A 20,876-nucleotide genomic window follows, 5' to 3' on the forward strand; every position below is an offset into this window, starting at 1 on the left:
AGGCTCACTGGCCGAGGGGCGCGAGCAGCGCTTCCAGCGCGTCCACCGGCATGGGCCGGCCGAACAGATAGCCCTGGTACACGTCGCAGCCGTGGTCCGAGAGGAAGTCGCGCTGCGCCTCGGTCTCCACGCCCTCAGCCACCACTTCCAGCTCCAGGTTGCGGGCCATGCCCAGGATGGTCTGCACCACCACGTTGTCGCTGTGGCGCTCGCCCAGGTGGTGTACGAAGGAACGGTCGATCTTGAGCCGATGCAGCGGCAGCCGCGTGAGGTAGGCCAGCGACGAGTAGCCGGTACCGAAGTCGTCCACCGCGAAGCGCACGCCCTTGGTGCGCAGCTGGTGCATCTTGGCGATGGAGTCCTGCACGTCCTCCAGCACCAGCGACTCGGTCAACTCCAGCTCCAGCCGGTGCGCTCGCGCGCCGCTCGCCTGCAGCGCCTGGGTGACCAGCTCGACGAAGTCGGCCTGGCGGAACTGGCGCGCGCTCACGTTCACGCTCAGCGACAGCCCGCCGAGGCCCGGCTCCTGCGCCCAGCGCGCGAGGATGGCGCAGGCGCTGCGCAGCACCCAGTGGCCGATGGCGACGATGAGGTCGCTGTCCTCGGCCACGCCGATGAACTGCGCGGGCGGCACCAGGCCGCGCACGGGATGGCGCCAGCGCAGCAGCGCCTCCGCACCCACGATGGCGCCGTCCCGCGTGCATTGCGGCTGCAGGTAGAGCAGGAACTGCCCGGCAGGCAGAGCCGCCTGCAGGTCGGACGCGAGCCGCGCCCGCTCGTTGAGCGCCACCTGCATGCCCGGATCGAAGAAGCACAGCGCGTTGCCGCGCTGGGCCTTGACCTGGTACATGGCGATGTCGGCCTGCTTGAGCACCTCGGCCGCGGTCTGCAGCACCTCGCCGAACAGCGTGGCGCCCATGCTGCAGCTGCCGTGGTGCGTCTGCCGGCCCAGGTGAAAGGGCTGGGCGAGCAGGTGCACGATCTTCTCGCCCACGCGGCGCACCTGCTCGGCGGCGGTGTCGCTGTCGCCGGGCAGGCCCAACAGCATGACCACGAACTCGTCGCCCCCCAGGCGCGCCACCATGTCGCTGCCGCGCACGCAGCCTTCGAGGCGCCGCGCCACCTGCTGCAGCAGCTGGTCGCCCACCTCGTGGCCCATGCTGTCGTTGAGGGTCTTGAAATGGTCCAGGTCGATGAACAGCACCGCGCCCAGCGTGCCCTCGCGCATCTCCGCCGTGCACGCCTGGCCGAGCCGGTCCAGCAGCAGGCGGCGGTTGGGCAGGCCGGTGAGCGGGTCGTAGAAGGCCAGGTTCTCGATCTCGGCGGCGGCGCGGCGCAGGTCGGTGACGTCGTGGTAGACGATGACCAGCCCGCCTTCGGGCGTGGCGCGCTCGGTGAGCTGCAGGTAGCGTCCCGAAGGCAGCCGCTGCTCGAACGTGCCCTGCGCGCTGCGCTGCTGCTGCAGCCGCTGCTCGATCCAGGCGCGCTTGTCCTCGGCGCTCATGCCGGGCAGGTTGTAGTGGACCGTGGTTTCCAGCACGCGGCGAAACGGCAGCCCCACGGCCAGCATTCCTTGCAGCCAGGGAAACATTTCCTCGAAACGCTGGTTCCACTGCACCAGGCAGTGGTCCGCGTCGAGCAGCACGAAGCCGCTGACCATGGAGCTGAGCGCCTGGTCCAGCGTGGCCTTGGAGCGCGCCGCCACCTGGCGCGCGCCATGCATGCGCTGCAGGTACAGCGTGGCGAAGATGCCGGCCAGCACCACCGAGGCACCGAACAGCAGCGCCACCAGGGCCATGGAGCGGGCCTCTTCCTCCCACGCGGCCAGGGCCGCGCCGCGCGGCAGGCTGGCCGTGATCCACAGGTCCGGATAGAGCAAAGGCCGCGCCGACACCATCGCGGGCGCTCCGCTCAGCCGGGCGCTGCCCCCCCAGGAATCGGCGGCGATGCCGCCCGCGTCGCCCAGCGGCGGCCCCGCCGCCTGGGTGCGCTCCACCAGGCTCTGTTGCGCCGCCACGCCGATCAGCATCTCGCCACGCCCACGCTCGAGCGTGACCTCCAGGTCCGACATGCTCAGTCCCTGCATCAGCACCGGCACCAGCGCATCCACGGGCACCTGGGCCAGCGCGAGCAGTTGCGTGCCGTCGCCCAGCCGCAAGGGACGCGCCACGTACAGCACGCGCTCGGAACTCGCGGTGCTGAGCTGCGGCGCGCTCATCGCGAGCGTGGGCACGGTGGGTGCCATGGCCGCAGCCAGAAAGCCCGGGGGCAGCTCCACGGCCTGCGGATCGCCGCGGGGGATGGACGAGGCCAGCAGCCGGCCCTGGCCGTCCAGCAGCGCCACGTAGCGCAGCATCAGGTTCTGGCGCGCGGCGGTGCGCAGCAGCTCGCTGGCCCGTGCCCGGTCGAAATGGTCGCGGTTGCTGGTGGCGAGCTCCAGCAGTTCCTCGGTGGTGGCCAGCAGCACGTCGAACGCCAGCAGCGTGCGGTTCATGCCGGCCTGCGCGCCCGTGACGAAACGCGTGACGCGCGCCTCGCTCTCGCCCAGCGCATCGCCATGCGTGCTCTTGAGCAGCAGGCCCACGGTCGCGCCCAGCGCGAGCAGGAAGAGCCCGACCGCGCTCCAGACGGCTAGGCGGGGACGGGGCAGCGGCGCAAGTCTCATGGAGCGGCTGGCGCGGCGATGCCGCGCGCCGGTCCGATGGTGCGCCGCCAGATGTCGGCGCAGGACGCGCCGCAGCGGCCGATCCAGCGCGGCAGCACCACGGTGTCGAAGATCTCGCGGCGGCGGGCCTCGTCGGGCGCGCGCACGGGCACCAGCGCCATCTCGCCGCGCCGCCCGGTGGTGCACTGCGCGCTGCCGGTGTTGCAGGCCACGCCCTGGGCCGTGTCCTGCTCCGCACTCAGCCACACGGCGGTTTCCAGCTTGGGCAGTTCGGCCTGCAGCAGCGTGCGCAGCTCCTGCGGCAGCGCCTGCCAGGCCGCGCGGTTGGCGCCGAAGATGGCCAGCCCCCAGGTGATGGGCATGGGGTACAGGTGCGTGGTGTGCATGTGCAGCCCCAGGATGTTGCCCGACATGGTGCCCGTCACCGCGCACTCGCTCGCCCCCGCCTTGATGCTCTTGACCATCTCGGAGAACGGCGTGAGCAGCGGCTTGGCGCCCAGCGCGGCCATGAAGTCCCCCTGCGCCGCGGAGGACACGCGCACCTTGCGCCCGCGCAGGTCCGCCAGGCCGCTCAGTGCCTGCTTGCAGAAGACCACCTGCGCCGGATAGACGTAGATCGCCAGCGTCTCGATGCCGTGCTCCTCGCGCAGCGCCTGGTCCAGGTAGGGGCGGAAGGCCTGCAGCGAGGTGCGCAGCGCAGCGAAGTCGGGGTTGAGCCCCGGCAGATCCACCGCCGTGTACTGCGGATACTGCGCCGACAGCGAGCTCATCAGCACCGTGCCGAAGGGCACCACGCCCAGCTGCAGCAGGCGCAGCATTTCCATGCCCGGCACGCCCGCGCGGTCGAAGGGCACCACGTCGGCGCTGAAGCGGCCCTGGCTCAAGCGCGGCAGGTCCCGTGTCCAGAAAGGGGCTTCGAGCTGCGTGTACTGCGTGACGCCGGCCAGCCCGCCCACCACGCGCAGCTTGAAAGGCGCCGCCACGGGAGGCTGCGATGGCGACGCGAGCGCAACGCCGCCGCACAGCAATGCCACGGCGAGCACGCGCGCTAGCCGGCGTGCGGCCGGCCACTCCGTGGAATATCGCAGCACATGCATGAGAGCCCCTTCAGCACCTGCGCGCGCCTTCGCTCAGAACGTGCCGGGATAGGCCCCGCCGTCGGCCAGCACGTTCTGCCCCGTCATGTAGCCGGCCTGCACGCTGCAGAGGAACGCGCAGATGGCGCCGAACTCCTGCGGCGTGCCGTAGCGCCCTGCCGGTATCGCGGCCTGCTGCATGCGGCGCACCTCCTCCACGCTCTTGCCGGTCTTGGCCGCCGCGGCGTTGATGGTGCCGACCAGGCGGTCGGTGTCGAACCGGCCCGGCAGCAGGTTGTTGATGGTGACGCCACGTGCGGCGATGCTGCTGCGCGCCGCGCCAGCCACGAAGCCGGTCAGCCCGCTGCGCGCGCCGTTGGACAGGCCCAGGATGTCGATGGGCGCCTTCACCGCGCTAGAGGTGATGTTGACGATGCGCCCAAAGCCGCGCGCGGCCATGCCGTCCACCGTGGCGCGGATGAGCTCGATGGGGGTGAGCATGTTGGCGTCCACGGCGCGCACCCAGGCGTCGCGGTCCCAGTCGCGGAAATCGCCCGGCGGCGGGCCGCCCGCGTTGGTGACCACGATATCGAAGTCCTTGCCCGGTCCGCCCGCCGCGCCGAACACGGCCGCGCGCCCCTCGGGCGTGGTGATGTCGGCCGCCACGGCGATCACCTGCGGCGCCGCGCCCGCGGCGCGCGCGCCTTCTTCGCGCAGTTGCGCCGCGGTCTGCTGCAGCGCATCGGCGCTGCGCGCATTGACCACCAGGTTCACGCCCTCGCGCACCAGCGCCTCGGCGCAGCCGCGCCCCAGCCCCTTGCTGGCGCCGCAGACCAGCGCCCACTTTCCGGAGATGCCCAGATCCATGCCTTGCTCCTGAAGACTCCCCTGGAGTCTAGTTAACAGTTTGAAACGATCATAGTGGACTGCGGCGCCCGCCGCAGCCCTACCGGGGCCGGGCCATGCGCGTGAACACGAAGATGCCCACGAGGACCAGCCCCGTGCCCGCCGCGATCCAGGGCGTGAACGGCTCATCGAGCAGCCACACGCCCATGAAGATCGTGGACAGCGGCCCGACCATGCTGGCCTGCGCCGCCATGCCTGCGCCGATGCGCTCGATGGCCATCATCACCATCAGCACCGGCGCGGCCGTGCACAGCGTGGCGTTGAGCAGCGACAGCCACAACACCTCGGGCGCCACCACGGCTGCGGCCAGCGGACGCAGCACGATGAACTGCAGCAGGCAGCACAGGCACGCCACGCTGGTCGCCAGCCCCACGAGGCGCAGTGCGCCCAGGCGCCGCACCATCTCGCCGCTGTAGACCAGGTAGACCGCGTAGCTCAGCGCCGACAGGAACACCAATAGCACGCCCCATGCCACGTCGGGCCCCTGCAGGCTGGCCTCGCGTCCGAAGACCAGCAGCACGCCCGCATAGCCGATGCCCATGCCCAGCACCTGCCCCCAGCGCGGCCCCCGGCCGTAGAACAGCCAGCCCAGCAGCAGCACCAATGTGGGGGTGAGGTACTGGATCAGCCGCTCCAGGCTGGCGCTGATGTAGGCCAGCCCCGCGAAATCCAGGAAGCTGGCCAGGTAGTAGCCCGACACGCCCAGCCCCGCCACGCCCAGCCAGTCGCGCCGCGTGAGCGGCGCCCGGCCGCGGCTGGCCCACCACGCCATGGCGGCGAAGATGGGCAGCGCGAACAGCATGCGGTACATGATGAGCGTCACCGCGTCCACGCCATAGCGGTAGGCGAGCTTGACGATGATCGCCTTGCCGCTGAAGGCGATGGCCCCGAAGACGGCCAGCGCCATGCCGGCCGCCAGGGGCTTGCCGGACGCAGGCGCGGGTGCAGAGGAAGTTGGTGGCACGAAAGAAGCGGCGGCCTCGGACACAGGCCACCGGAGAGAACGCAAACGGCGATTATCCGGCTTTGGAGCCCAATCGGCCCGCAACCCTTGCAGGGCAACCACAAGCAGCTACTTTTTTGGAAGCAAAAAAAGGCCGGTCAGGGTTGCCCCTGGCCGGCCGGTTGCGCGGGCCGCGAAGGCCCGCGTGGCGCGTGCGTCAATCCTCGACGAAGGCCTCTTCCCGCTTCTTGCTCACCGCGGGCAGCAGCACGATGACCAGCAGCAGTGCCGCGGCAGCCAGCAGGCCGGCGGAGATGGGACGCGTGACGAACACGCTCCAGTCGCCGCGCGAGAGCAGCAGCGCACGGCGCAGGTTCTCTTCCATCATCGGCCCCAGGATGAAGCCCAGCAGCAGAGGCGCAGGCTCCACGCCCAGCTTGTAGAACAGGTAGCCGATGAAGCCGAAAATACCCACCAGCCACACGTCGAAGGTGTTGTTGTTGGTGGAGTACACGCCGATCGCGCAGAACAGCACGATGGACGGGAACAGCCAGCGGTAGGGCACGGTCAGCAGCTTGATCCACATGCCGATCAGCGGCAGGTTCAGAACCACCAGCATCAGGTTGCCGATCCACATCGAGGCGATCAGGCCCCAGAACAGCTCGGGGTTGCTGGTCATCACCTGCGGGCCCGGCTGGATGTTGTGGATGGTCATGGCGCCCACCATCAGCGCCATCACGGCGTTGGGCGGGATGCCCAGCGTCAGCAGCGGAATGAAGGAGGTCTGCGAACCGGCGTTGTTGGCCGACTCGGGCGCCGCCACGCCGCGGATGTTGCCCTGGCCGAACGGCACTTCGCCGGGCTTGAGCTTGGTCTTCTTCTCGATGGTGTAGGCCGCGAAGGCCGACAGCAGCGCGCCGCCGCCGGGCAGGATGCCCAGCGAAGAGCCCAGCGCCGTGCCGCGCAGCATGGCGGGGAACATGCGCTTGAAGTCCTCAGCCGTGGGGAACAGGCCCTGCACCTTGGCGGTGAACACCTCGCGCTCGTCGTCGGGCTTGGACAGGTTGGCGATGATTTCACCGTAGCCGAACACGCCCATGGCGATCACGACGAAGTTGATGCCGTCGGTCAGTTCGGGGATGTCGAAGCTGTAGCGCGCCACGCCGGAGTTCACGTCCGTGCCCACCAGGCCCAGCAGCAGGCCCAGCACGATCATGCCCACGGCCTTGAGCAGCGAGCCCGAGGCCAGCACCACGGCGCCGATCAGGCCCAGCACCATCAGCGAGAAGTATTCGGCGGGGCCGAACTTGAAGGCCACTTCGGTCAGCGGCGGGGCGAAGGCGGCCAGGATGATGGTGCCCACGCAGCCCGCGAAGAACGAGCCGATGCCGGCGGCCGCGAGCGCGGGGCCTGCACGGCCCTTGCGCGCCATCTGGTAGCCGTCGATCACGGTCACCACCGAGGACGATTCGCCCGGCAGGTTCACCAGGATGGCGGTGGTGGAGCCGCCGTACTGCGCGCCGTAGTAGATGCCGGCCAGCATGATCAGCGCGGCCACGGGCGGCAGCGCGTAGGTGGCCGGCAGCAGCATGGCGATGGTCGCCACGGGGCCCACGCCGGGCAGCACGCCGATCAGCGTGCCCAGCAGACAGCCGATGAAGCAGTAGATCAGGTTCTGGAACGTAAACGCGACGCCAAAACCCATCGAGAGGTGTTCGAACAATTCCATGGTCTAGTCTCCACTCAACCCACGATGAAGCTGGGCCAGACAGGGAACTGCAGATTCAGCGCCCACACGAAAGCCCCGTAGCTGCCAGCAGCCAGGATGGTCGCCAGGACGAACACTTCCTTGAAGTTGAACTGGCTGCCTGCGAGGCTGGCCACGAAGGTCAGCCCATAAATCGCCACGATCAGGCCCATGGCCGGGATGCCGAAGCTGGGCAGGCCCGCGAGCAGCACGCCGAACAGCAGGTTGGCGCCGATGATGAACACGATCTGCTTCCAGGCCCACTTGCCGATCGGATCGCCGTCCACGGTCTCGACCACGGTGGCCTTGAACATGATGACGGCGCCGATGATGGCCAGCAGGACGCCCAGCATCAGCGGGAAGTAGCCGGGGCCCATGCGGGCGCCCGTTCCCACGCTGTAGGTGGTGGCGCCCCAGGCGAACCCACCTCCCACGGCCAGGAACATCAGGCCTGCAAAGAAGTCTTTATGACTCTTGATTTTCACGAATGTCTCCTAAAAGAAACCGACGGACGATTGTCGGGCGCGGCATGCCGCCCCTCTGTGTGGATTCCACCTACAGTCCCGTGCGGGGTTTCCCCTATGGCATGCGCAGGCCGCCGCGTCACTCCAGCGGCGGCGTGGCGGCGATGACTTCTTCGAGCGTGGTCACGCCCTCGGCCGCGCGCAGCGCGCCGGCCAGGCGCAAGGGGCGCATGCCGTCCTGCACGGCCTGGCGGCGCAGCGCGTCGATGGAGGGGGACTGGTTCACCTGGGCCTTGAGGGCCTCGGTCACGGTGAGCAGTTCGTACAGGCCCATGCGGCCGCGAAAGCCCGTCATGCGGCATTCCACGCAGCCCACGGGCCGGTAGGCGCGGTAGCCGCCGTTGATCTTCCAGGGGCGGATCAGGTCGGCCAGCGCCGCGGGGTCGGCTGCCTCGTCCATCTGGCGGCAGTGCTTGCACAGCGTGCGCACCAGGCGCTGCGCCAGCACGCCCAGCACCGTGGCGTTGATGAGGTAGGGCGGCACGCCCAGCTCCATGAGGCGCGTGACGGCGCTGGGCGCGTCGTTCGTGTGCAGGGTGCTGAAGACCAGGTGGCCGGTGAGCGCGGCCTGCACGGCCATGTCGGCGGTGGCGAGGTCGCGGATCTCGCCGACCATGATGATGTCCGGGTCCTGGCGCATGAGCGCGCGCAGCCCCTCGGCGAAGTTGAAGTCGAGCTGCGGCTGCACCTGGGTCTGGTTGAAGCTGGGCTCGATCATCTCGATCGGGTCTTCCACCGTGCTCACGTTGACCTCCTCGGTGGCCACGCGCTTGAGGGTGGAATAGAGCGTGGTGGTCTTGCCCGAGCCCGTGGGGCCGGTCACGAGGATGATGCCGTGCGGCCGCTTGACGAGCGACTCCCAGCGCTGCGCGTCGTGCGGCGAGAAGCCCAGCGCGTCCAGGTCCTTGACGGCGTTGTCGGGGTCGAAGATGCGCATCACCATCTTCTCGCCGAAGGCCGTGGGCAGCGTGGACAGGCGCATTTCCACCTCGTCGCCGCGCGGGTTGCGGGTCTTGATGCGGCCGTCCTGCGGGCGGCGCCTTTCCACCACGTCCATGCGGCCCAGCAGCTTCACGCGCGCCACCATGGCGTTGAGCACGCCCATGGGCATCTGGTAGACGGCGTGCAGCACGCCGTCGATGCGAAAGCGGATCACGCCCTGCTCGCGCCGCGGCTCCAGGTGGATGTCGCTCGCGCGCTGGTCGAAGGCGTACTGCCACAGCCAGTCCACCACCTTGACCACGCCCTGGTCGTTGGCGTCGAGCTGCTTGTTGCTCTTGCCCAGCTCCACCAGCTGCTCGAAGCTGTTGCCGCCAGCGCTGCCGCCGGACTTCTGCGCGGCGCGCACCGACTTGGCCAGCGCATAGAACTCCGCCGTGAAGCGCGTGATGTCCTGCGGGTTGGCCATGACGCGGCGCACCGTGCGCCTGGCCTGGCGCTCCACCTCTTCCACCCAGTCGTACAGGAAGGGCTCGGCCGTGGCCACCACCACCTCCTTGGACGAAACCTGCACGGGCAGCACCTTGTGGCGCTCGGCATAGCTGGCGCTCATGGCGTCGGCCACGCGGCCCACGTCCACCTTGAGCGGGTCGATGCGCAGGAAGTCCAGGCCGCAACGCCGCGCCACGTATTCGGTGAGCATGTCCACGTCCAGCGGCTTGCCGTCGCTGGCGCGCACCATGGCCACGTTGCCCAGGCGCACCAGCGGGTGCTGGCTGCTCTCGGCCTGCGAGCAGCGTGCGATGGTGCGCTGCGCCTGCTCGGCGCTGACCACGCCGTCGGCGCGCAGCCAGTCCACGATGCCGCGCCACTCCAGCGGGCCGGACGGGGCCTGCGGCGTCTTCATGGCTTGGCGACCGGCTTGAACCCGCGCAGCCACTTGGGCGCGGGCAGGTCCCAGCGGGCCTGCAGGCCTTCAGCCCGCGCCAGCAGCTCGGCGCGCTTCGGGCGCGTGGGCGTGCGCTGGGCCAGCACCACGGTGTTGCCCTCGCGCGTGGGTTTGAAGGCCCAGAGCGCGTCCTCGCCGAAGGCCTCGGCCATGCGCGCCAGGCTGCGCTCGTAGCTCGACGAGCGGCCGAAGAGGTTCACGGTCATGCAGCCCTCCTCGGTCAGCAGCGCGCGGCAGTCGGCATAGAAGCCGGCGCTGTCGAGCACGGGCGCGGCGGCCTCGTGGTCGTAGAGGTCGACGGCCAGCGCATCCACCGTGCCGTGCCACTCGGGTTTCTGGATCTCCTGCGCCGCGTCGGCCAGCACCACGCGCTGCATGGGGCCGTCAGGCGGCAGCTTGAACCAGGCGCGGCAGACGGCCTCCACGCGCGGGTTCAGCTCCACCACGGTGCAGCACATGCGCAGCTTCTTGCGGCAGAACTTGGTGATGGCGCCCGCGCCCAGGCCGAGCTGCATGGCGTGGCGCTTCGCGACGCTGGCTGGCTCCACGAACAGCAGCCAGGCCATCATGCGCTGCACGTATTCGAGTTCGAGGGCAAAGGGATCGTCGATGCGCATGGAGCCCTGGATCCAGGGCGTGCCCAGGTGCAGGTGGCGCACCTCGCCATCGTCGGAGACGCTGACTTCGGGCAGTTCGGCGGTGGGGGATTTCTTGCGGATCACGTCAGTCCAAAGCGTGCCATGGCCTCGTGCCAGGCGTTCAGTTTTTTCTCGAAGCTCCACGACGCGTTGGCCGGGCTGGTGGAGGGCAGGCGCAGCGAGGGGATCTCCACCCCCAGGCTGGCACGCACGGCCTTCGCGTGGCGGAAGCTCTCGCCGCCATTGTGGGCGACGGCCGCCAGGTGCGGCGCGCGCGCCAGCAGGCCCTGGAAGTCGTTGACGCGGGCATTGCGGATGCTGGTGTCCAGGCTGCCCTCGCGCTCGCAGGCAGCGTACACGTCCCATATCCCCAGCCCGCGCGCCAGCACCCAGCCGCAGCGGCCGGCGTAGTCGGCGGGCAGCGGGTGCTGCGGCCACAGCGCCGCGAGGATGCGCCAGAAGTGGTTCTGCGGATGACCGTAGTACTGCTGCGCGCGCAGCGAGGCCACGCCGGGAAAGCTGCCCAGCAGCAGCACGCGCGTGCCCTCGCCCACCACGGGCGGCAGGCCCACGAGGCGCGGCTCAAAGGGTGCGTTCATGGGATGAATACTATCAATTGAATAGCTTCTTGCGCTTGTCCATCAAGCGCTGGAGGCCGAAAACACTCATATTCTTCCGGCCAGCCGGGGCAGCGCGGTGCGGGCATTGTCGCGGCATGCGCGAGCCAGCTCCTCCACCGCGATGCCGCGCAGGCCCGCCACCACGGCGCCGATGCGCGGCAGCTCGGCCGGGCTGTTGCGCGCAGGCGGGCGGCCGGCCGCGCGCTCGGCGGCGGTCACGTAGAGCCAGTGGGGCGGGATGTCGGGCGCGTCGGTTTCCAGCACCAGCGCATCCAGCGGCAGCTCGGTGGCCAGGCGGCGCAGCTGCAGCGCGCGGTCGAAGGTGACGGCGCCGCCGAAGCCCAGCTTGAAGCCCATGCCGATGAACGCCTGCGCCTGCTGCAGGCTGCCGTTGAAGGCGTGGGCGATGCCGCCGCGCACGGGCAGCTCGCGCAGGCCCTTGAGCAGCCGGTCGGCCGAGCGGCGCACGTGCAGGATCACCGGCAGGTCGAAGCGGCGCGCGATCTGCAGCTGGGCGCGGTAGAAGCGCTCCTGCCGCGCGGCGTCCAGCCCCTGCACGAAATAGTCGAGGCCGATCTCGCCGACGGCCACGAGGTGCGGGTCGCCGCAGTGGTCCTGCAGCGCCTGCGCCAGCAGATCCAGGTCGCCCTCGCCCGCTTGGCCGGTGAACAGGGGGTGGATGCCCAGCGCGTAGCTGTCGCCATGCCGGTGCGCCAGCGCGCGCACGGCCTGCAGGTTGGAAAGCTCCACCGCGGGCAATACGCAATGCGCCACCCCGGCCGCCCGCGCTGCGGCGCGCACGGCGTCGCGGTCGGGCGCGAACTCGGGGGCGTCGAGGTGGCAGTGGGTGTCGATCCAGCATTCCATCCGGCGCATGATGCCAGCGCGCCGGCGGGGGATCTGTCAGTCGGTCTTGGACACGCGGCAGGTCTTGATGCCCAGCAGCGAGTAGGCCGGGCAGTTGCCAATGGCCCCGGTCAGCAGGGGCACCACGCCCAGCCAGCCCCACCAGCCCACGGTGCCCGTGGCCGCCAGGGCGATCAGCACCAGGCCCACGGCGATGCGCAGGCCGCGGTCGATTCCTCCGACATTGCATTTCATGACAACACTCCTTTGATGAAAAAACGGGGGACCGGGCGTCTCAGGGACAGAAGATGGCCTTGAGCGCGGCGACGAGCTGTTCCACCGCCGGGTCGGCGATGCGGTAGTAGAGGGTTTGCGCGTCGCGCCGGAAGGCCACCAGCCCTTCGTGGCGCATGCGCGCCAGGTGCTGCGACAGCGCCGACTGGCTCAACTCCACCTGCTCCAGCAGCGTGCCGACCGAGGCCTCGCCCAGCTCGATGAGCAGGCACAGCACCAGCAGCCGGTGCTCGTTGCCGACGACGCGCAGCAGTGCCGCCGCGCGGGCCGCGCCCTGTTGCATGAATTCCCGGTCGGAAGCTGTGGCCACCGGCGCTCCTTGTTGCGAAAAATCTAAATTAACTTTTACTAATTTAGTTTTTTCTAAACAAAAAGTCAAACGGCGCCCCGCGCCGTTGTGGACCGCTTATCCCAGCACGCCGGACACCAGCCGCACCACGCGGTCGCAGCGCGCCGCCAGCGACTCGTCGTGCGTCACCATCACGAAGGCCGTGCCGCGCTCGCGTGCCAGGCGCAGCATGAGCTGGAACACGCCGTCGGCCGTGGCGCGGTCCAGGTTGCCGGTGGGTTCGTCGGCCAGCACGCAGGCAGGCTCGGTGACCAGCGCGCGCGCGATCGCCACGCGCTGGCGCTCGCCGCCGGACAGCTCGGCCGGGCGGTGGTGCACGCGCTCGCCCAGGCCCACGGCCTGCAGCATGCGCACGGCGCGCTCGATGCATTGCGCATAGGGCTCGCGGCGGATGCGCAGCGGCATGGCCACGTTGTCCTGCGCGCTGAACTCGGGCAGCAGGTGGTGGAACTGGTAGATGAAGCCCAGGTGCGCGTTGCGCAGCTGCCCCTGCTGCGCGGGCGAGAGCGTATGCAGGTCCTGGCCCTTGAGCGTGACGGTGCCGCTGCTCGGCGCATCGAGCCCGCCCAGCAGGTGCAGCAGCGTGCTCTTGCCCGAGCCCGATGCGCCCACGATGGCGAGCGTCTCGCCCGCACGCACCTGCAGGTCCACGCTCTTGAGCACGCTCACGTCGAGCCGCCCTTCGGTGAAGCGCTTGGACAGGCCCTGGGCCTGCAAAACCACATCGTTTTTCACAGTGTTCATTTCAGTGATCCGTGCGCTGCCCACAAGGCATGAAACCGGCGCAACCCAGGCGAGGGCAGCCGCGCAAGGGCCGCCCCGCCGCGCTGGCGGCGTCCCCCCTCCCGGAGCGCGAAGCGCGCAGAGAGAGGGGGGAAGGCGCGAAGCGCCTCAGGGGGGTGTCACTCATACCGCAGCGCCTCCGCGGGGTTCACGCGGCTGGCGCGCCAGCTCGGGTACAGCGTGGCCACGAAGGCCAGGATCAGGGAGATGACGGCGATGGGCACGATGTCACGGCTTTGCGGGTCGCTGGGCATGCGGCTGATGAGATAAATATCTTTGGGCAGGAAGGTGGTGTGCAGCAGCCGCTCGATGGCGGGCACGATCACGTCTATGTTGTGGGCGATCCCCAGCCCCAGCAGGAGCCCGGCCAGCGTGCCGATCACGCCCACCATCGCGCCCTGCACCACGAACACGCCCATGATGCTGCCGGGGCTCGCGCCCAGTGTGCGCAGGATGGCGATGTCCGCGCGCTTGTCCTGCACCGTCATCACCAGCGTGGAGACGAGGTTGAACGCCGCCACCGCGACGATGAGCGTGAGGATGATGAACATCATGCGTTTTTCGAGCTGCACGGCGGCGAACCAGGTCTTGTTCTGCTGCGTCCAGTCGCGGATCAGCAGGTGGCCCGAGAGGCTGTGCGCGAGCTGCTGCGTGACCTCGGGCGCGGCATGCAGGTCGCGCAGTTTCAGGCGCACGCCGGTCGGCCCCTCCAGGCGGAAGATGCGCTCGGCGTCCTCGTGGTGCAGCAGCACCAGGGCCGAGTCATATTCGTAGTGGCCGGAATTGAACGTGCCCGCCACCGTCATCTGCTTGAGGCGCGGCACCACGCCCGCGGGCGTGACCTGGCCGGCCGGGGCGATCAGCGTCACCGCGTCGCCCGCGCGCACGCCGAGCTGGCGCGCCAGCTCGCTGCCCAGCACCACGCGGAACTCGCCCGGCACCAGGGCCTTGAGGCCCTCTACGTTCTCGGCCGCGAGGTCGGTCACCTCGCCCTCGCGCAGCGGGTCGATGCCGCGCACCAGCGCACCCTTCATGTCCTCGCCGCGCGCCAGCAGCGCCTGCGAGGCAACGAACGGCGCCGCGCCCACCACGTTGGGGTTGGCGCGCGCCTCGGCCAGCGTGCGCTGCAGGTCGGGCAGGGCCGCGCCGTCGGGCGCGAAGATCTCGACGTGCGAAACCACGGAGAGCATGCGGTCGCGCACCTCCTTCTGGAAACCGTTCATCACCGACAGCACGATGATGAGCGCCGCCACGCCGAGCGCGATGCCCAGCATGGACACGCCCGAGATGAAGGAGATGAAGCCATTGCGCCGCGTGGCGCGGCCCGCCCGGGTGTAGCGCCAGCCCAGGGCCAGTTCGTAGGGAATTTGCATGGTGAGGGAAAGAGGGGTGCCGGATTGTGGCATCCGGGACAATAGGCCCCATGTCGGACACTCCCCATTTGCTCATCCCCCTGGCCGCGAGCCATGCCGAGGGATGCGCGCAGGCGATGCAGCGCCTCGCCCTGCCCCACCTGGACGCGCTGCTCGCGCGCCTCACGCCCCTGGAGGCCGACGCCGGAGAAGAAACCGATTTCGCCCCGCCCCACGAGCGCGCCCTGGCCCGCCATCTGAACCTGCCCGGCGCCCCCACGCCCTGGGCCGCCTGGCACGCCCGGCGCCAGGACGGCGCCTGGGCCTTCATCACGCCCTGCCAGTGGCACGTGGGCGCCGACCACGTGACGCTGACCGACCCGGCCGCCCTGCGGCTGGACGAGGCCGACTCGCGCGCGCTGCTCGCCATCCTGGCGCCCTGGTTCGCCGAGGACGGCATCACGCTCGCCTACGACCAGCCCACGCGCTGGCTGGCGCGCGGCGCGGTGTTCGAGGGCCTCGCCACCGCCTCGCTCGACCGCGTGGTGCAGCGCGACGTGCGCGCCTGGCTGCCTGATGCAGGCCAGGCCCGGCTGGTCCACCGCCTGCACAGCGAGATGCAGATGCTGCTCTACACCCACCCGTTCAACGACGCGCGCGCCGCCCGGGGCCTGCCGCCCGTCAACGCCTTCTGGGTGCACGGCGCGGGCGCCCTGCCCCAGCCCCCCGCCCCCGTGGCGCCGCCCGAAGTGCCCACCGCCCTGCGCGACGCCGCGCTGCGCGAGGACTGGCCCGCCTGGACCGCCGCCTGGCAGGCGCTGGACGCCGGCCCCGTCGCCCGCCTGGCCGCGCACGTGGCCGCCGGCGGCACGGCGCGGCTCACGCTCTGCGGCGAGCGCGGCGCGCTGGCGTGGCACGCCGCCCCGCGCGGCCTGCGCCAGAAGATTCAAAGCCTTTTCAAGCCCCAGCGCTTTACCAGCTTGCGCGAGCAGCTATGAAGATAGTAGCTAGAGACATTCCCCCCCGCGCCGCCTGGGCGCTGGAGCAGGCCGGCGTGCACCCGCTGCTGGCGCGCCTGTACGCTGCGCGCGGCATCACCGGCCAGCACGAGCTGGACGACGCCCTCGCCCGCCTGCTGCCGCCCCACACCCTGCGCGGCGCGCGCGAGGCCGCCGCGCTGCTGGCCGACGCCATCGCCCTGGACAAGCGCCTGATGATCGTGGCCGACTACGACTGCGACGGCGCCACCGCCTGCGCCGTGGGCGTGCGGGGCCTGCGGCTGCTGGGCGCGCGGCATGTGGACTACCTCGTACCCGACCGCGTGGTGGACGGCTACGGCCTCACCCCACCCATCGCGCGGCGCGTGGCGCAACAGGGCGCCCAAGTCCTCATCACCGTGGACAACGGCATCGCCAGCTGCGAGGGCGTGGCCGAGGCCAAGGCGCTGGGCCTGGCCGTGCTCGTCACCGACCACCATCTGCCCGGCCCCCAACTCCCCGAGGCCGACGCCATCGTCAACCCCAACCAGCCGGGCTGCACGTTCGAGAGCAAATCCATCGCCGGCGTGGGCGTCATGTTCTACGTGCTCATGCAGCTGCGCGCCGAGCTGCGCGCGCGCGGCGTGTTCGACGCGGCCAGCCAGCCCCGGCTGGAGCCGCTGCTGCCCCTGGTCGCCCTGGGCACCGTGGCCGACGTGGTGCGGCTGGACTGCAACAACCGCCGCCTCGTCGCCCAGGGCCTCAAGCGCATCCGCGCGGGCCAGATGCAGCCGGGCATCCAGGCGCTGTTCGACGCGGCCGGCCGCAAGGCGCCCGCGGCCACCACCTTCGACTTCGGCTTCGCGCTGGGGCCCCGCATCAACGCCGCGGGGCGCCTGGCGGACATGACCATCGGCATCGAGTGCCTGCTGACCGACGACCCCGCGCGCGCCGCCCAGCTCGCGCGCCAGCTCGACGCCATCAACCGCGAGCGCCGCGAGCTGGAGGGCGGCATGCGCGAGCAGGCCATGCTGCTGGCCGAGAGCCTGTTCGAGGAGGGCGACGCGCCGCCGCCCGCCATCAGCGTGTTCGACCCGGACTTCCACGAAGGCGTGGTGGGCATCGTCGCCTCGCGCCTCAAGGACAAGCTGCACCGCCCCAGCTTCGTGTTCGCGGCCAGCAGCGAAGGCGGCAAGCTCAAGGGCTCGGGCCGCTCCATCCCGGGCTTCCACCTGCGCGACGCGCTGGACCTGGTGGTCAAGCGCCACCCCGGCGTGGTGCTGAAGTTCGGCGGCCACGCCATGGCTGCCGGCTGCACCGTGGCGGCGGAACACTACGCCACCTTCGAGCAGGCCTTTGCCCAGGTGGCGCAGGAATGGCTGGACGCCGCCACCCTCACCCGCCGCCTGGAGACCGACGGCCCCCTGGCCCCCGAGTACTGCCGCGCCGAGCTCGTGGACACGCTGCACCGCGAGGTCTGGGGCCAGGGCTTCGCGCCGCCCACCTTCAGCGAGGAGGTGCAGGTGCTGAGCCAGCGCCTCGTGGGCGAGGCCAAGAACCACCTGTCGCTCAAGCTGCTGCACCAGGGCCAGCCGGTGGACGCCATCTGGTTCGGCCACACCGAGCCGCTGCCCGAGCGCGCGCTGCTGGCGTTCCGGCTCGACGTGAACGAGTGGCGCGGCGAGCGGCGGGTGCAGTTCCTGGTGGAAGGGGTGGAGTTCTGATTTCCTGGTGAAATCAGGCTCCAGCGCTTGACCGGCAAGCGCGGGCAGCTATCTTTTCAGAAGCTCTCCCAATCCCCGTCCGCCTGCGCGGGCGCGGCGGCGGGGGCCTTGGCCGGCAACTGCGCCTGCGCGGGCCTGGGCGGCGCCTTGCGGGCGGGCGTCGTCACGCCGGGCGTCGTCACGCGGGGTGTCCCAACGCTGGGCGCCTTGGCCGCAGCGGCCACCGCAGGCCGGGCCGCGGACACGGGCGCGGGCGCAGGCCGGCGCACGGCGGGCGGGGCGCTGGCCACATGGCCCACGTTGAACACCGACACTACCTGCGCCAGCCGCTGCGCCTGCTCGTGCATGGCGGCCGCCGCGGCGGTGGATTGCTCCACCAGCGCGGCGTTCTGCTGCGTCATCTGGTCCAGGTTGGCAACGGCCTGGTTCACCTGCGAGATGCCGTCGCGCTGCTCCGTGGAAGAGGCGGTGATCTCCCCGATCAGGTCGCTCACGCGGCGCACGCTGTGCACGATGTCGTGCATGCTCTGGCCCGCCTGCTCCACCTGGGCCGATCCGGCCTGCACGTTGTCCACGCTGGCGGTGATGAGCTGCTTGATCTCCTTGGCTGCTTCCGCACTGCGCTGCGCCAGGCTGCGCACCTCGCCGGCCACCACCGCGAAGCCCCGGCCCTGCTCGCCCGCGCGCGCCGCTTCCACGGCGGCGTTGAGCGCCAGGATGTTGGTCTGGAACGCGATGCCGTCGATCACGCCGATGATGTCGGCGATCTTGCGGCTGGACTCCGTGATGTGCTGCATGCTGCTCACCACCTGGCCCACCACGTCGCCGCCGCGCTCGGCCGCCTGCGCGGCGTTGGCGGCCAGCTGGTTGGCCTGGCGCGCCGTGTCGGCCGACTGGGTGACGGTGGCGGTGAGCTCTTCCATGCTGGCAGCCGTCTCCTCCAGGTTGGCGGCCGTCTGCTCGGTGCGCGCCGACAGGTCCTGATTGCCGGTGGCGATCTCGCTGGAGGCGGAGGAGACCGATTCCACCCCCGAACGCACCTCGCTCACCACGCCGCGCAGCCGCGCGCCCATGGCCGAGAGTGAGCGCAGCATGTGGCCCAGCTCGTCGCCGCGCTCGTCGTGCACGTCCTGCGTCAGGTCGCCCGCCGCGATGGCATCGGCCATACCCACGGCCCGCCCCAGCGAGCGCGTGATCGAGCGCACGAAGAGCCCCGCCAGCACCACGCCGACGAGCACCACCGCCAACGCGATGGCCGCCCCCACCCAGAGCGCGCGGTGGCGGTGCTGCAGGGCGTCCTGCTTGGCGGCGTCGCGCTGGCGCTCCTGCAGCTGCACGTAGCCGTCCTGCTCGCCCACGTAGCGGGCCACGGCGGGCAGCAGCTTGCTGTCCACGATGTCCACCACGCTGGCGTAGTCGCCGTCGGCGCGCGCCTTGCCGCCGGCGGCGTTGAACTCCAGCACCTGCTTGCGCGCGGCGGCCACGCGCTCGAGCTGGGCGCGGTCCTCCGCCGTGAAGGCGCGCTCGTCGATCTGCTTCTGGACGGCGCTGATGGCCTGGATGCCCTCCTTGGACTGCTGGCGCATGCGCTCGGCCAGGGCCTCGTCGGGCACCCGCAGCGCCATGACGGCCTGCTCGACGGCCAGCGCCGACAGGCCCTTCCAGCGCAGGGCCAGGCTGATGCGGTCCTCGTTGGCCTGCACGATGCGCGCGGCCTCGTCGTCGAGGTGGACCAGGTAGGCCAGCAGGCCGCCCAGCAGCGCCAGCATGGAGAGCATCAGCCCCAGGATGAGGGCCCACAGCTTGCGGGCGACCGGCATATCGTTGAGATTCATGGCGCGTTCACTTGTGCGGAAAAAGAGGGGAAAAGAGCCGTTGGTGCGAGGGGGCGTAGCTTCTCACCTGCGCACATTTCCTCACAGATTCTTGTGCCGCCCGGCGCCTTCCGTGCCGTAACCACAACGCCCTCCCCGTCAAAAGGTGCGTCCTACAATGGCCCGGTGACCATCCCACTGAACGCCGACCTGCACTGCCACTCCGTCGTCTCCGACGGCACCCTCACCCCCGAGGAACTGGCCGCGCGCGCCCACGCGGGCGGCGTCGCGCTCTGGGCGCTGACCGACCACGACGAGATCGGCGGCCAGCACCGCGCCGCCGCCGCCGCGAACGCGCTGGGCATGGACTACCTCACGGGCGTGGAGATCTCCGTCACCTTCGCCGACACCACGGTGCACATCGTGGGCCTGGGCTTCGACGCCGACGACGCGCAGCTCGCGCAGGGACTGGCCGACACGCGCGGCGGCCGCGGCGGGCGGGCGCAGGAGATCGCGCACCAGCTGGCCGGGGCCGGCATCCCCGGCGCCTACGAAGGCGCGCTGCGCTACGCGGGCAACCCGGAGCTGATCTCGCGCACGCACTTCGCGCGCTTTCTCGTCGAAACCGGCGCCTGCCACGACACGGCGGAGGTCTTTCGCCGCTATCTCACCGAAGGCAAGCCCGGCTTCGTGCCGCACCGCTGGGCCACGCTGGGCAATGCGGTGCGCTGGATCACCGAGGCGGGCGGCATGGCCGTGATCGCCCACCCCGCGCGCTACAAGTTCAGCGCCAACGAGGAATACGCGCTGTTCACCGAGTTCAAGCAGCACGGCGGCCTGGGCGTGGAGGTGGTCACCGGCAGCCACACGCCCGCCGAATACCCCGTCTACGCCGCCATGGCGCGCGAATTCGGCCTGGCCGCCTCGCGCGGCAGCGACTTCCACAGCCCGGACGAATCCCACGTCGACCTGGGCGCCCTGCCGCCCCTGCCCTCGGGGCTCACGCCCGTCTGGGAGCAGCTGGCCGGACGCATCCAGCGCGCATAGTTCCCACCATGGCCCAGTACTTCGAAGCCCACCCCGACAACCCGCAGCCGCGCCTGCTCAAGCAGGCCGCCGGCCTGCTCGCCGGCGGCGGCCTGCTGGCCGTGCCCACCGACTCCAGCTACGCGCTGGTCTGCCAGCTCGACGACAAGCAGGCCGTGGACCGGCTGCGCCGCGTGCGCCAGATCGACGAGAAGCACCACCTCACGCTGCTGTGCCGCGACCTGTCGGAGCTGGCCAGCTACGCCCATGTGGACAACCGGCAGTACCGCCTGCTCAAGCTGGCCACGCCGGGGCCCTACACCTTCATCCTGGACGCGACCAAGGAAGTGCCGCGCCGCGTGAGCCACCCGCAGCGCAAGACCATCGGCCTGCGCGTGCCCGACCGCAAGGGCCTGCAGATGCTGCTGGAGCTGCACGGCGCGCCGCTGCTGGCCACCACGCTGATCCCGGCGGGCGAGACCGATCCCCTGAACGACCCGCACGACATCCGCGAGCGCTACGAGCGCCTGGTCGACGGCATCGTGGATGCCGGCGCCTGCCCCCTGGAACCCACCACGGTGCTGGACCTCACGCCCATGGGCACGGGCGGCGAGCCGGTGGTGGTGCGCGAGGGGCGCGGCAGCCTGCAGGCGCTGGGCCTTTAAGCCAAATCGGACTCCAGCGCTTATCCAGCAAGCGCAACC

The 20,876-nt window shown here is 70.6% G+C and carries 19 protein-coding genes; 4 read left to right on the forward strand and 15 right to left on the reverse strand.

The genetic code is table 11. The features are described 5' to 3' along the window. Positions 1-4: 4 nt before the first annotated feature. The 14 genes from AVS7_RS12515 to AVS7_RS12580 form a co-directional block, all read right to left on the reverse strand. The gene (locus AVS7_RS12515) at positions 5-2,665 is read right to left on the reverse strand and encodes an EAL domain-containing protein (protein WP_020228743.1); all 2,661 of its coding nucleotides are present in this window, start codon (positions 2,663-2,665) and stop codon (positions 5-7) included. Then, positions 2,662-3,762 (reverse strand): TRAP transporter substrate-binding protein, encoded by a 1,101-nt coding sequence (locus tag AVS7_RS12520; RefSeq protein WP_020228744.1) that lies wholly within the window; start codon positions 3,760-3,762, stop codon positions 2,662-2,664. Before AVS7_RS12520 ends, AVS7_RS12515 begins: the two co-directional genes overlap by 4 nt. Positions 3,763-3,795: 33 nt before the next feature. Further along, positions 3,796-4,608: an SDR family oxidoreductase gene (locus AVS7_RS12525; protein WP_020228745.1), complete on the reverse strand. Its 813-nt coding sequence runs from the start codon at positions 4,606-4,608 to the stop codon at positions 3,796-3,798. Between the two features lie 79 nt (positions 4,609-4,687). Further along, positions 4,688-5,554 (reverse strand): DMT family transporter, encoded by an 867-nt coding sequence (locus AVS7_RS12530; RefSeq protein ID WP_020228746.1) that lies wholly within the window; start codon positions 5,552-5,554, stop codon positions 4,688-4,690. A gap of 253 nt (positions 5,555-5,807) precedes the next feature. Continuing rightward, the gene (locus AVS7_RS12535; RefSeq protein WP_024001483.1) at positions 5,808-7,319 is read right to left on the reverse strand and encodes a tripartite tricarboxylate transporter permease; all 1,512 of its coding nucleotides are present in this window, start codon (positions 7,317-7,319) and stop codon (positions 5,808-5,810) included. Positions 7,320-7,333: 14 nt separating this feature from the next. Beyond that, positions 7,334-7,822 (reverse strand): tripartite tricarboxylate transporter TctB family protein, encoded by a 489-nt coding sequence (locus AVS7_RS12540; RefSeq protein WP_024001484.1) that lies wholly within the window; start codon positions 7,820-7,822, stop codon positions 7,334-7,336. Positions 7,823-7,940: 118 nt separating this feature from the next. Further along, positions 7,941-9,707 (reverse strand): GspE/PulE family protein, encoded by a 1,767-nt coding sequence (locus tag AVS7_RS12545; RefSeq protein ID WP_020228749.1) that lies wholly within the window; start codon positions 9,705-9,707, stop codon positions 7,941-7,943. Then, positions 9,704-10,471 (reverse strand): spermidine synthase, encoded by a 768-nt coding sequence (locus AVS7_RS12550; RefSeq protein ID WP_020228750.1) that lies wholly within the window; start codon positions 10,469-10,471, stop codon positions 9,704-9,706. The genes AVS7_RS12545 and AVS7_RS12550 overlap by 4 nt, the downstream gene beginning before the upstream one ends. Further along, positions 10,468-10,986, reverse strand: coding sequence for a DNA-deoxyinosine glycosylase (locus tag AVS7_RS12555; RefSeq protein ID WP_020228751.1), 519 nt, complete (start codon positions 10,984-10,986; stop codon positions 10,468-10,470). Before AVS7_RS12555 ends, AVS7_RS12550 begins: the two co-directional genes overlap by 4 nt. 66 nt (positions 10,987-11,052) lie before the next feature. Next, positions 11,053-11,874, reverse strand: a complete 822-nt coding sequence (locus tag AVS7_RS12560) for a TatD family hydrolase (RefSeq protein WP_020228752.1) — start codon at positions 11,872-11,874, stop codon at positions 11,053-11,055. Positions 11,875-11,910: 36 nt separating this feature from the next. Next, the gene (locus AVS7_RS12565) at positions 11,911-12,108 is read right to left on the reverse strand and encodes a DUF2892 domain-containing protein (protein WP_020228753.1); all 198 of its coding nucleotides are present in this window, start codon (positions 12,106-12,108) and stop codon (positions 11,911-11,913) included. 40 nt (positions 12,109-12,148) lie between these two features. Next, complete coding sequence (locus AVS7_RS12570; protein WP_020228754.1) at positions 12,149-12,430, reverse strand: helix-turn-helix transcriptional regulator; 282 nt, start codon at positions 12,428-12,430, stop codon at positions 12,149-12,151. 123 nt (positions 12,431-12,553) lie between these two features. Then, entirely contained in the window at positions 12,554-13,240 is a 687-nt protein-coding gene (gene lolD / locus AVS7_RS12575) for a lipoprotein-releasing ABC transporter ATP-binding protein LolD (protein ID WP_024001488.1), read from the reverse strand. A 158-nt stretch (positions 13,241-13,398) separates the two neighbouring features. Continuing rightward, positions 13,399-14,652, reverse strand: coding sequence for a lipoprotein-releasing ABC transporter permease subunit (locus AVS7_RS12580; RefSeq protein ID WP_020228756.1), 1,254 nt, complete (start codon positions 14,650-14,652; stop codon positions 13,399-13,401). Between the two features lie 50 nt (positions 14,653-14,702). On the opposite strand from AVS7_RS12580, the gene AVS7_RS12585 reads away from it, so the two are divergent. Together AVS7_RS12585 and recJ are read left to right on the forward strand one after the other, a co-directional pair. Then, on the forward strand, positions 14,703-15,629 hold the full coding sequence (locus tag AVS7_RS12585) for a hypothetical protein (protein ID WP_024001490.1): 927 nt from the start codon (positions 14,703-14,705) through the stop codon (positions 15,627-15,629). Next, positions 15,626-17,332: a single-stranded-DNA-specific exonuclease RecJ gene (gene recJ / locus AVS7_RS12590; protein ID WP_024001491.1), complete on the forward strand. Its 1,707-nt coding sequence runs from the start codon at positions 15,626-15,628 to the stop codon at positions 17,330-17,332. The genes AVS7_RS12585 and recJ overlap by 4 nt, the downstream gene beginning before the upstream one ends. Before the next feature lie 56 nt (positions 17,333-17,388). Here recJ and AVS7_RS12595 read toward each other — a convergent pair whose 3' ends face one another. After that, the gene (locus AVS7_RS12595) at positions 17,389-19,167 is read right to left on the reverse strand and encodes a methyl-accepting chemotaxis protein (protein WP_024001492.1); all 1,779 of its coding nucleotides are present in this window, start codon (positions 19,165-19,167) and stop codon (positions 17,389-17,391) included. Between the two features lie 165 nt (positions 19,168-19,332). On the opposite strand from AVS7_RS12595, the gene AVS7_RS12600 reads away from it, so the two are divergent. Both AVS7_RS12600 and AVS7_RS12605 read left to right on the forward strand, forming a co-directional pair. Then, positions 19,333-20,193 (forward strand): 3',5'-nucleoside bisphosphate phosphatase, encoded by an 861-nt coding sequence (locus AVS7_RS12600; protein WP_020228760.1) that lies wholly within the window; start codon positions 19,333-19,335, stop codon positions 20,191-20,193. Between the two features lie 8 nt (positions 20,194-20,201). After that, positions 20,202-20,837 carry an L-threonylcarbamoyladenylate synthase gene (locus AVS7_RS12605; RefSeq protein ID WP_020228761.1) on the forward strand — a complete coding sequence of 212 codons (636 nt, stop codon included), beginning with the start codon at positions 20,202-20,204 and terminating at the stop codon, positions 20,835-20,837. The last annotated feature ends 39 nt before the right edge of the window (positions 20,838-20,876 follow it).

Source organism: Acidovorax sp. MR-S7 (assembly GCF_000400995.2).
Lineage (GTDB): Bacteria > Pseudomonadota > Gammaproteobacteria > Burkholderiales > Burkholderiaceae_C > MR-S7.

Coding starts and splice junctions, on each gene's coding strand:
- AVS7_RS12515 (WP_020228743.1), bottom strand. CDS start 2,665: ATGAGACTTGCGCCGCTGCCCCGTCCCCGCCTAGCCGTCTGGAGCGCG.
- AVS7_RS12520 (WP_020228744.1), bottom strand. CDS start 3,762: ATGCATGTGCTGCGATATTCCACGGAGTGGCCGGCCGCACGCCGGCTA.
- AVS7_RS12525 (WP_020228745.1), bottom strand. CDS start 4,608: ATGGATCTGGGCATCTCCGGAAAGTGGGCGCTGGTCTGCGGCGCCAGC.
- AVS7_RS12530 (WP_020228746.1), bottom strand. CDS start 5,554: ATGGCGCTGGCCGTCTTCGGGGCCATCGCCTTCAGCGGCAAGGCGATC.
- AVS7_RS12535 (WP_024001483.1), bottom strand. CDS start 7,319: ATGGAATTGTTCGAACACCTCTCGATGGGTTTTGGCGTCGCGTTTACG.
- AVS7_RS12545 (WP_020228749.1), bottom strand. CDS start 9,707: ATGAAGACGCCGCAGGCCCCGTCCGGCCCGCTGGAGTGGCGCGGCATC.
- AVS7_RS12555 (WP_020228751.1), bottom strand. CDS start 10,986: ATGAACGCACCCTTTGAGCCGCGCCTCGTGGGCCTGCCGCCCGTGGTG.
- AVS7_RS12560 (WP_020228752.1), bottom strand. CDS start 11,874: ATGGAATGCTGGATCGACACCCACTGCCACCTCGACGCCCCCGAGTTC.
- AVS7_RS12565 (WP_020228753.1), bottom strand. CDS start 12,108: ATGAAATGCAATGTCGGAGGAATCGACCGCGGCCTGCGCATCGCCGTG.
- AVS7_RS12570 (WP_020228754.1), bottom strand. CDS start 12,430: ATGCAACAGGGCGCGGCCCGCGCGGCGGCACTGCTGCGCGTCGTCGGC.
- lolD (WP_024001488.1), bottom strand. CDS start 13,240: ATGAACACTGTGAAAAACGATGTGGTTTTGCAGGCCCAGGGCCTGTCC.
- AVS7_RS12580 (WP_020228756.1), bottom strand. CDS start 14,652: ATGCAAATTCCCTACGAACTGGCCCTGGGCTGGCGCTACACCCGGGCG.
- AVS7_RS12585 (WP_024001490.1), top strand. CDS start 14,703: ATGTCGGACACTCCCCATTTGCTCATCCCCCTGGCCGCGAGCCATGCC.
- recJ (WP_024001491.1), top strand. CDS start 15,626: ATGAAGATAGTAGCTAGAGACATTCCCCCCCGCGCCGCCTGGGCGCTG.
- AVS7_RS12595 (WP_024001492.1), bottom strand. CDS start 19,167: ATGAATCTCAACGATATGCCGGTCGCCCGCAAGCTGTGGGCCCTCATC.
- AVS7_RS12605 (WP_020228761.1), top strand. CDS start 20,202: ATGGCCCAGTACTTCGAAGCCCACCCCGACAACCCGCAGCCGCGCCTG.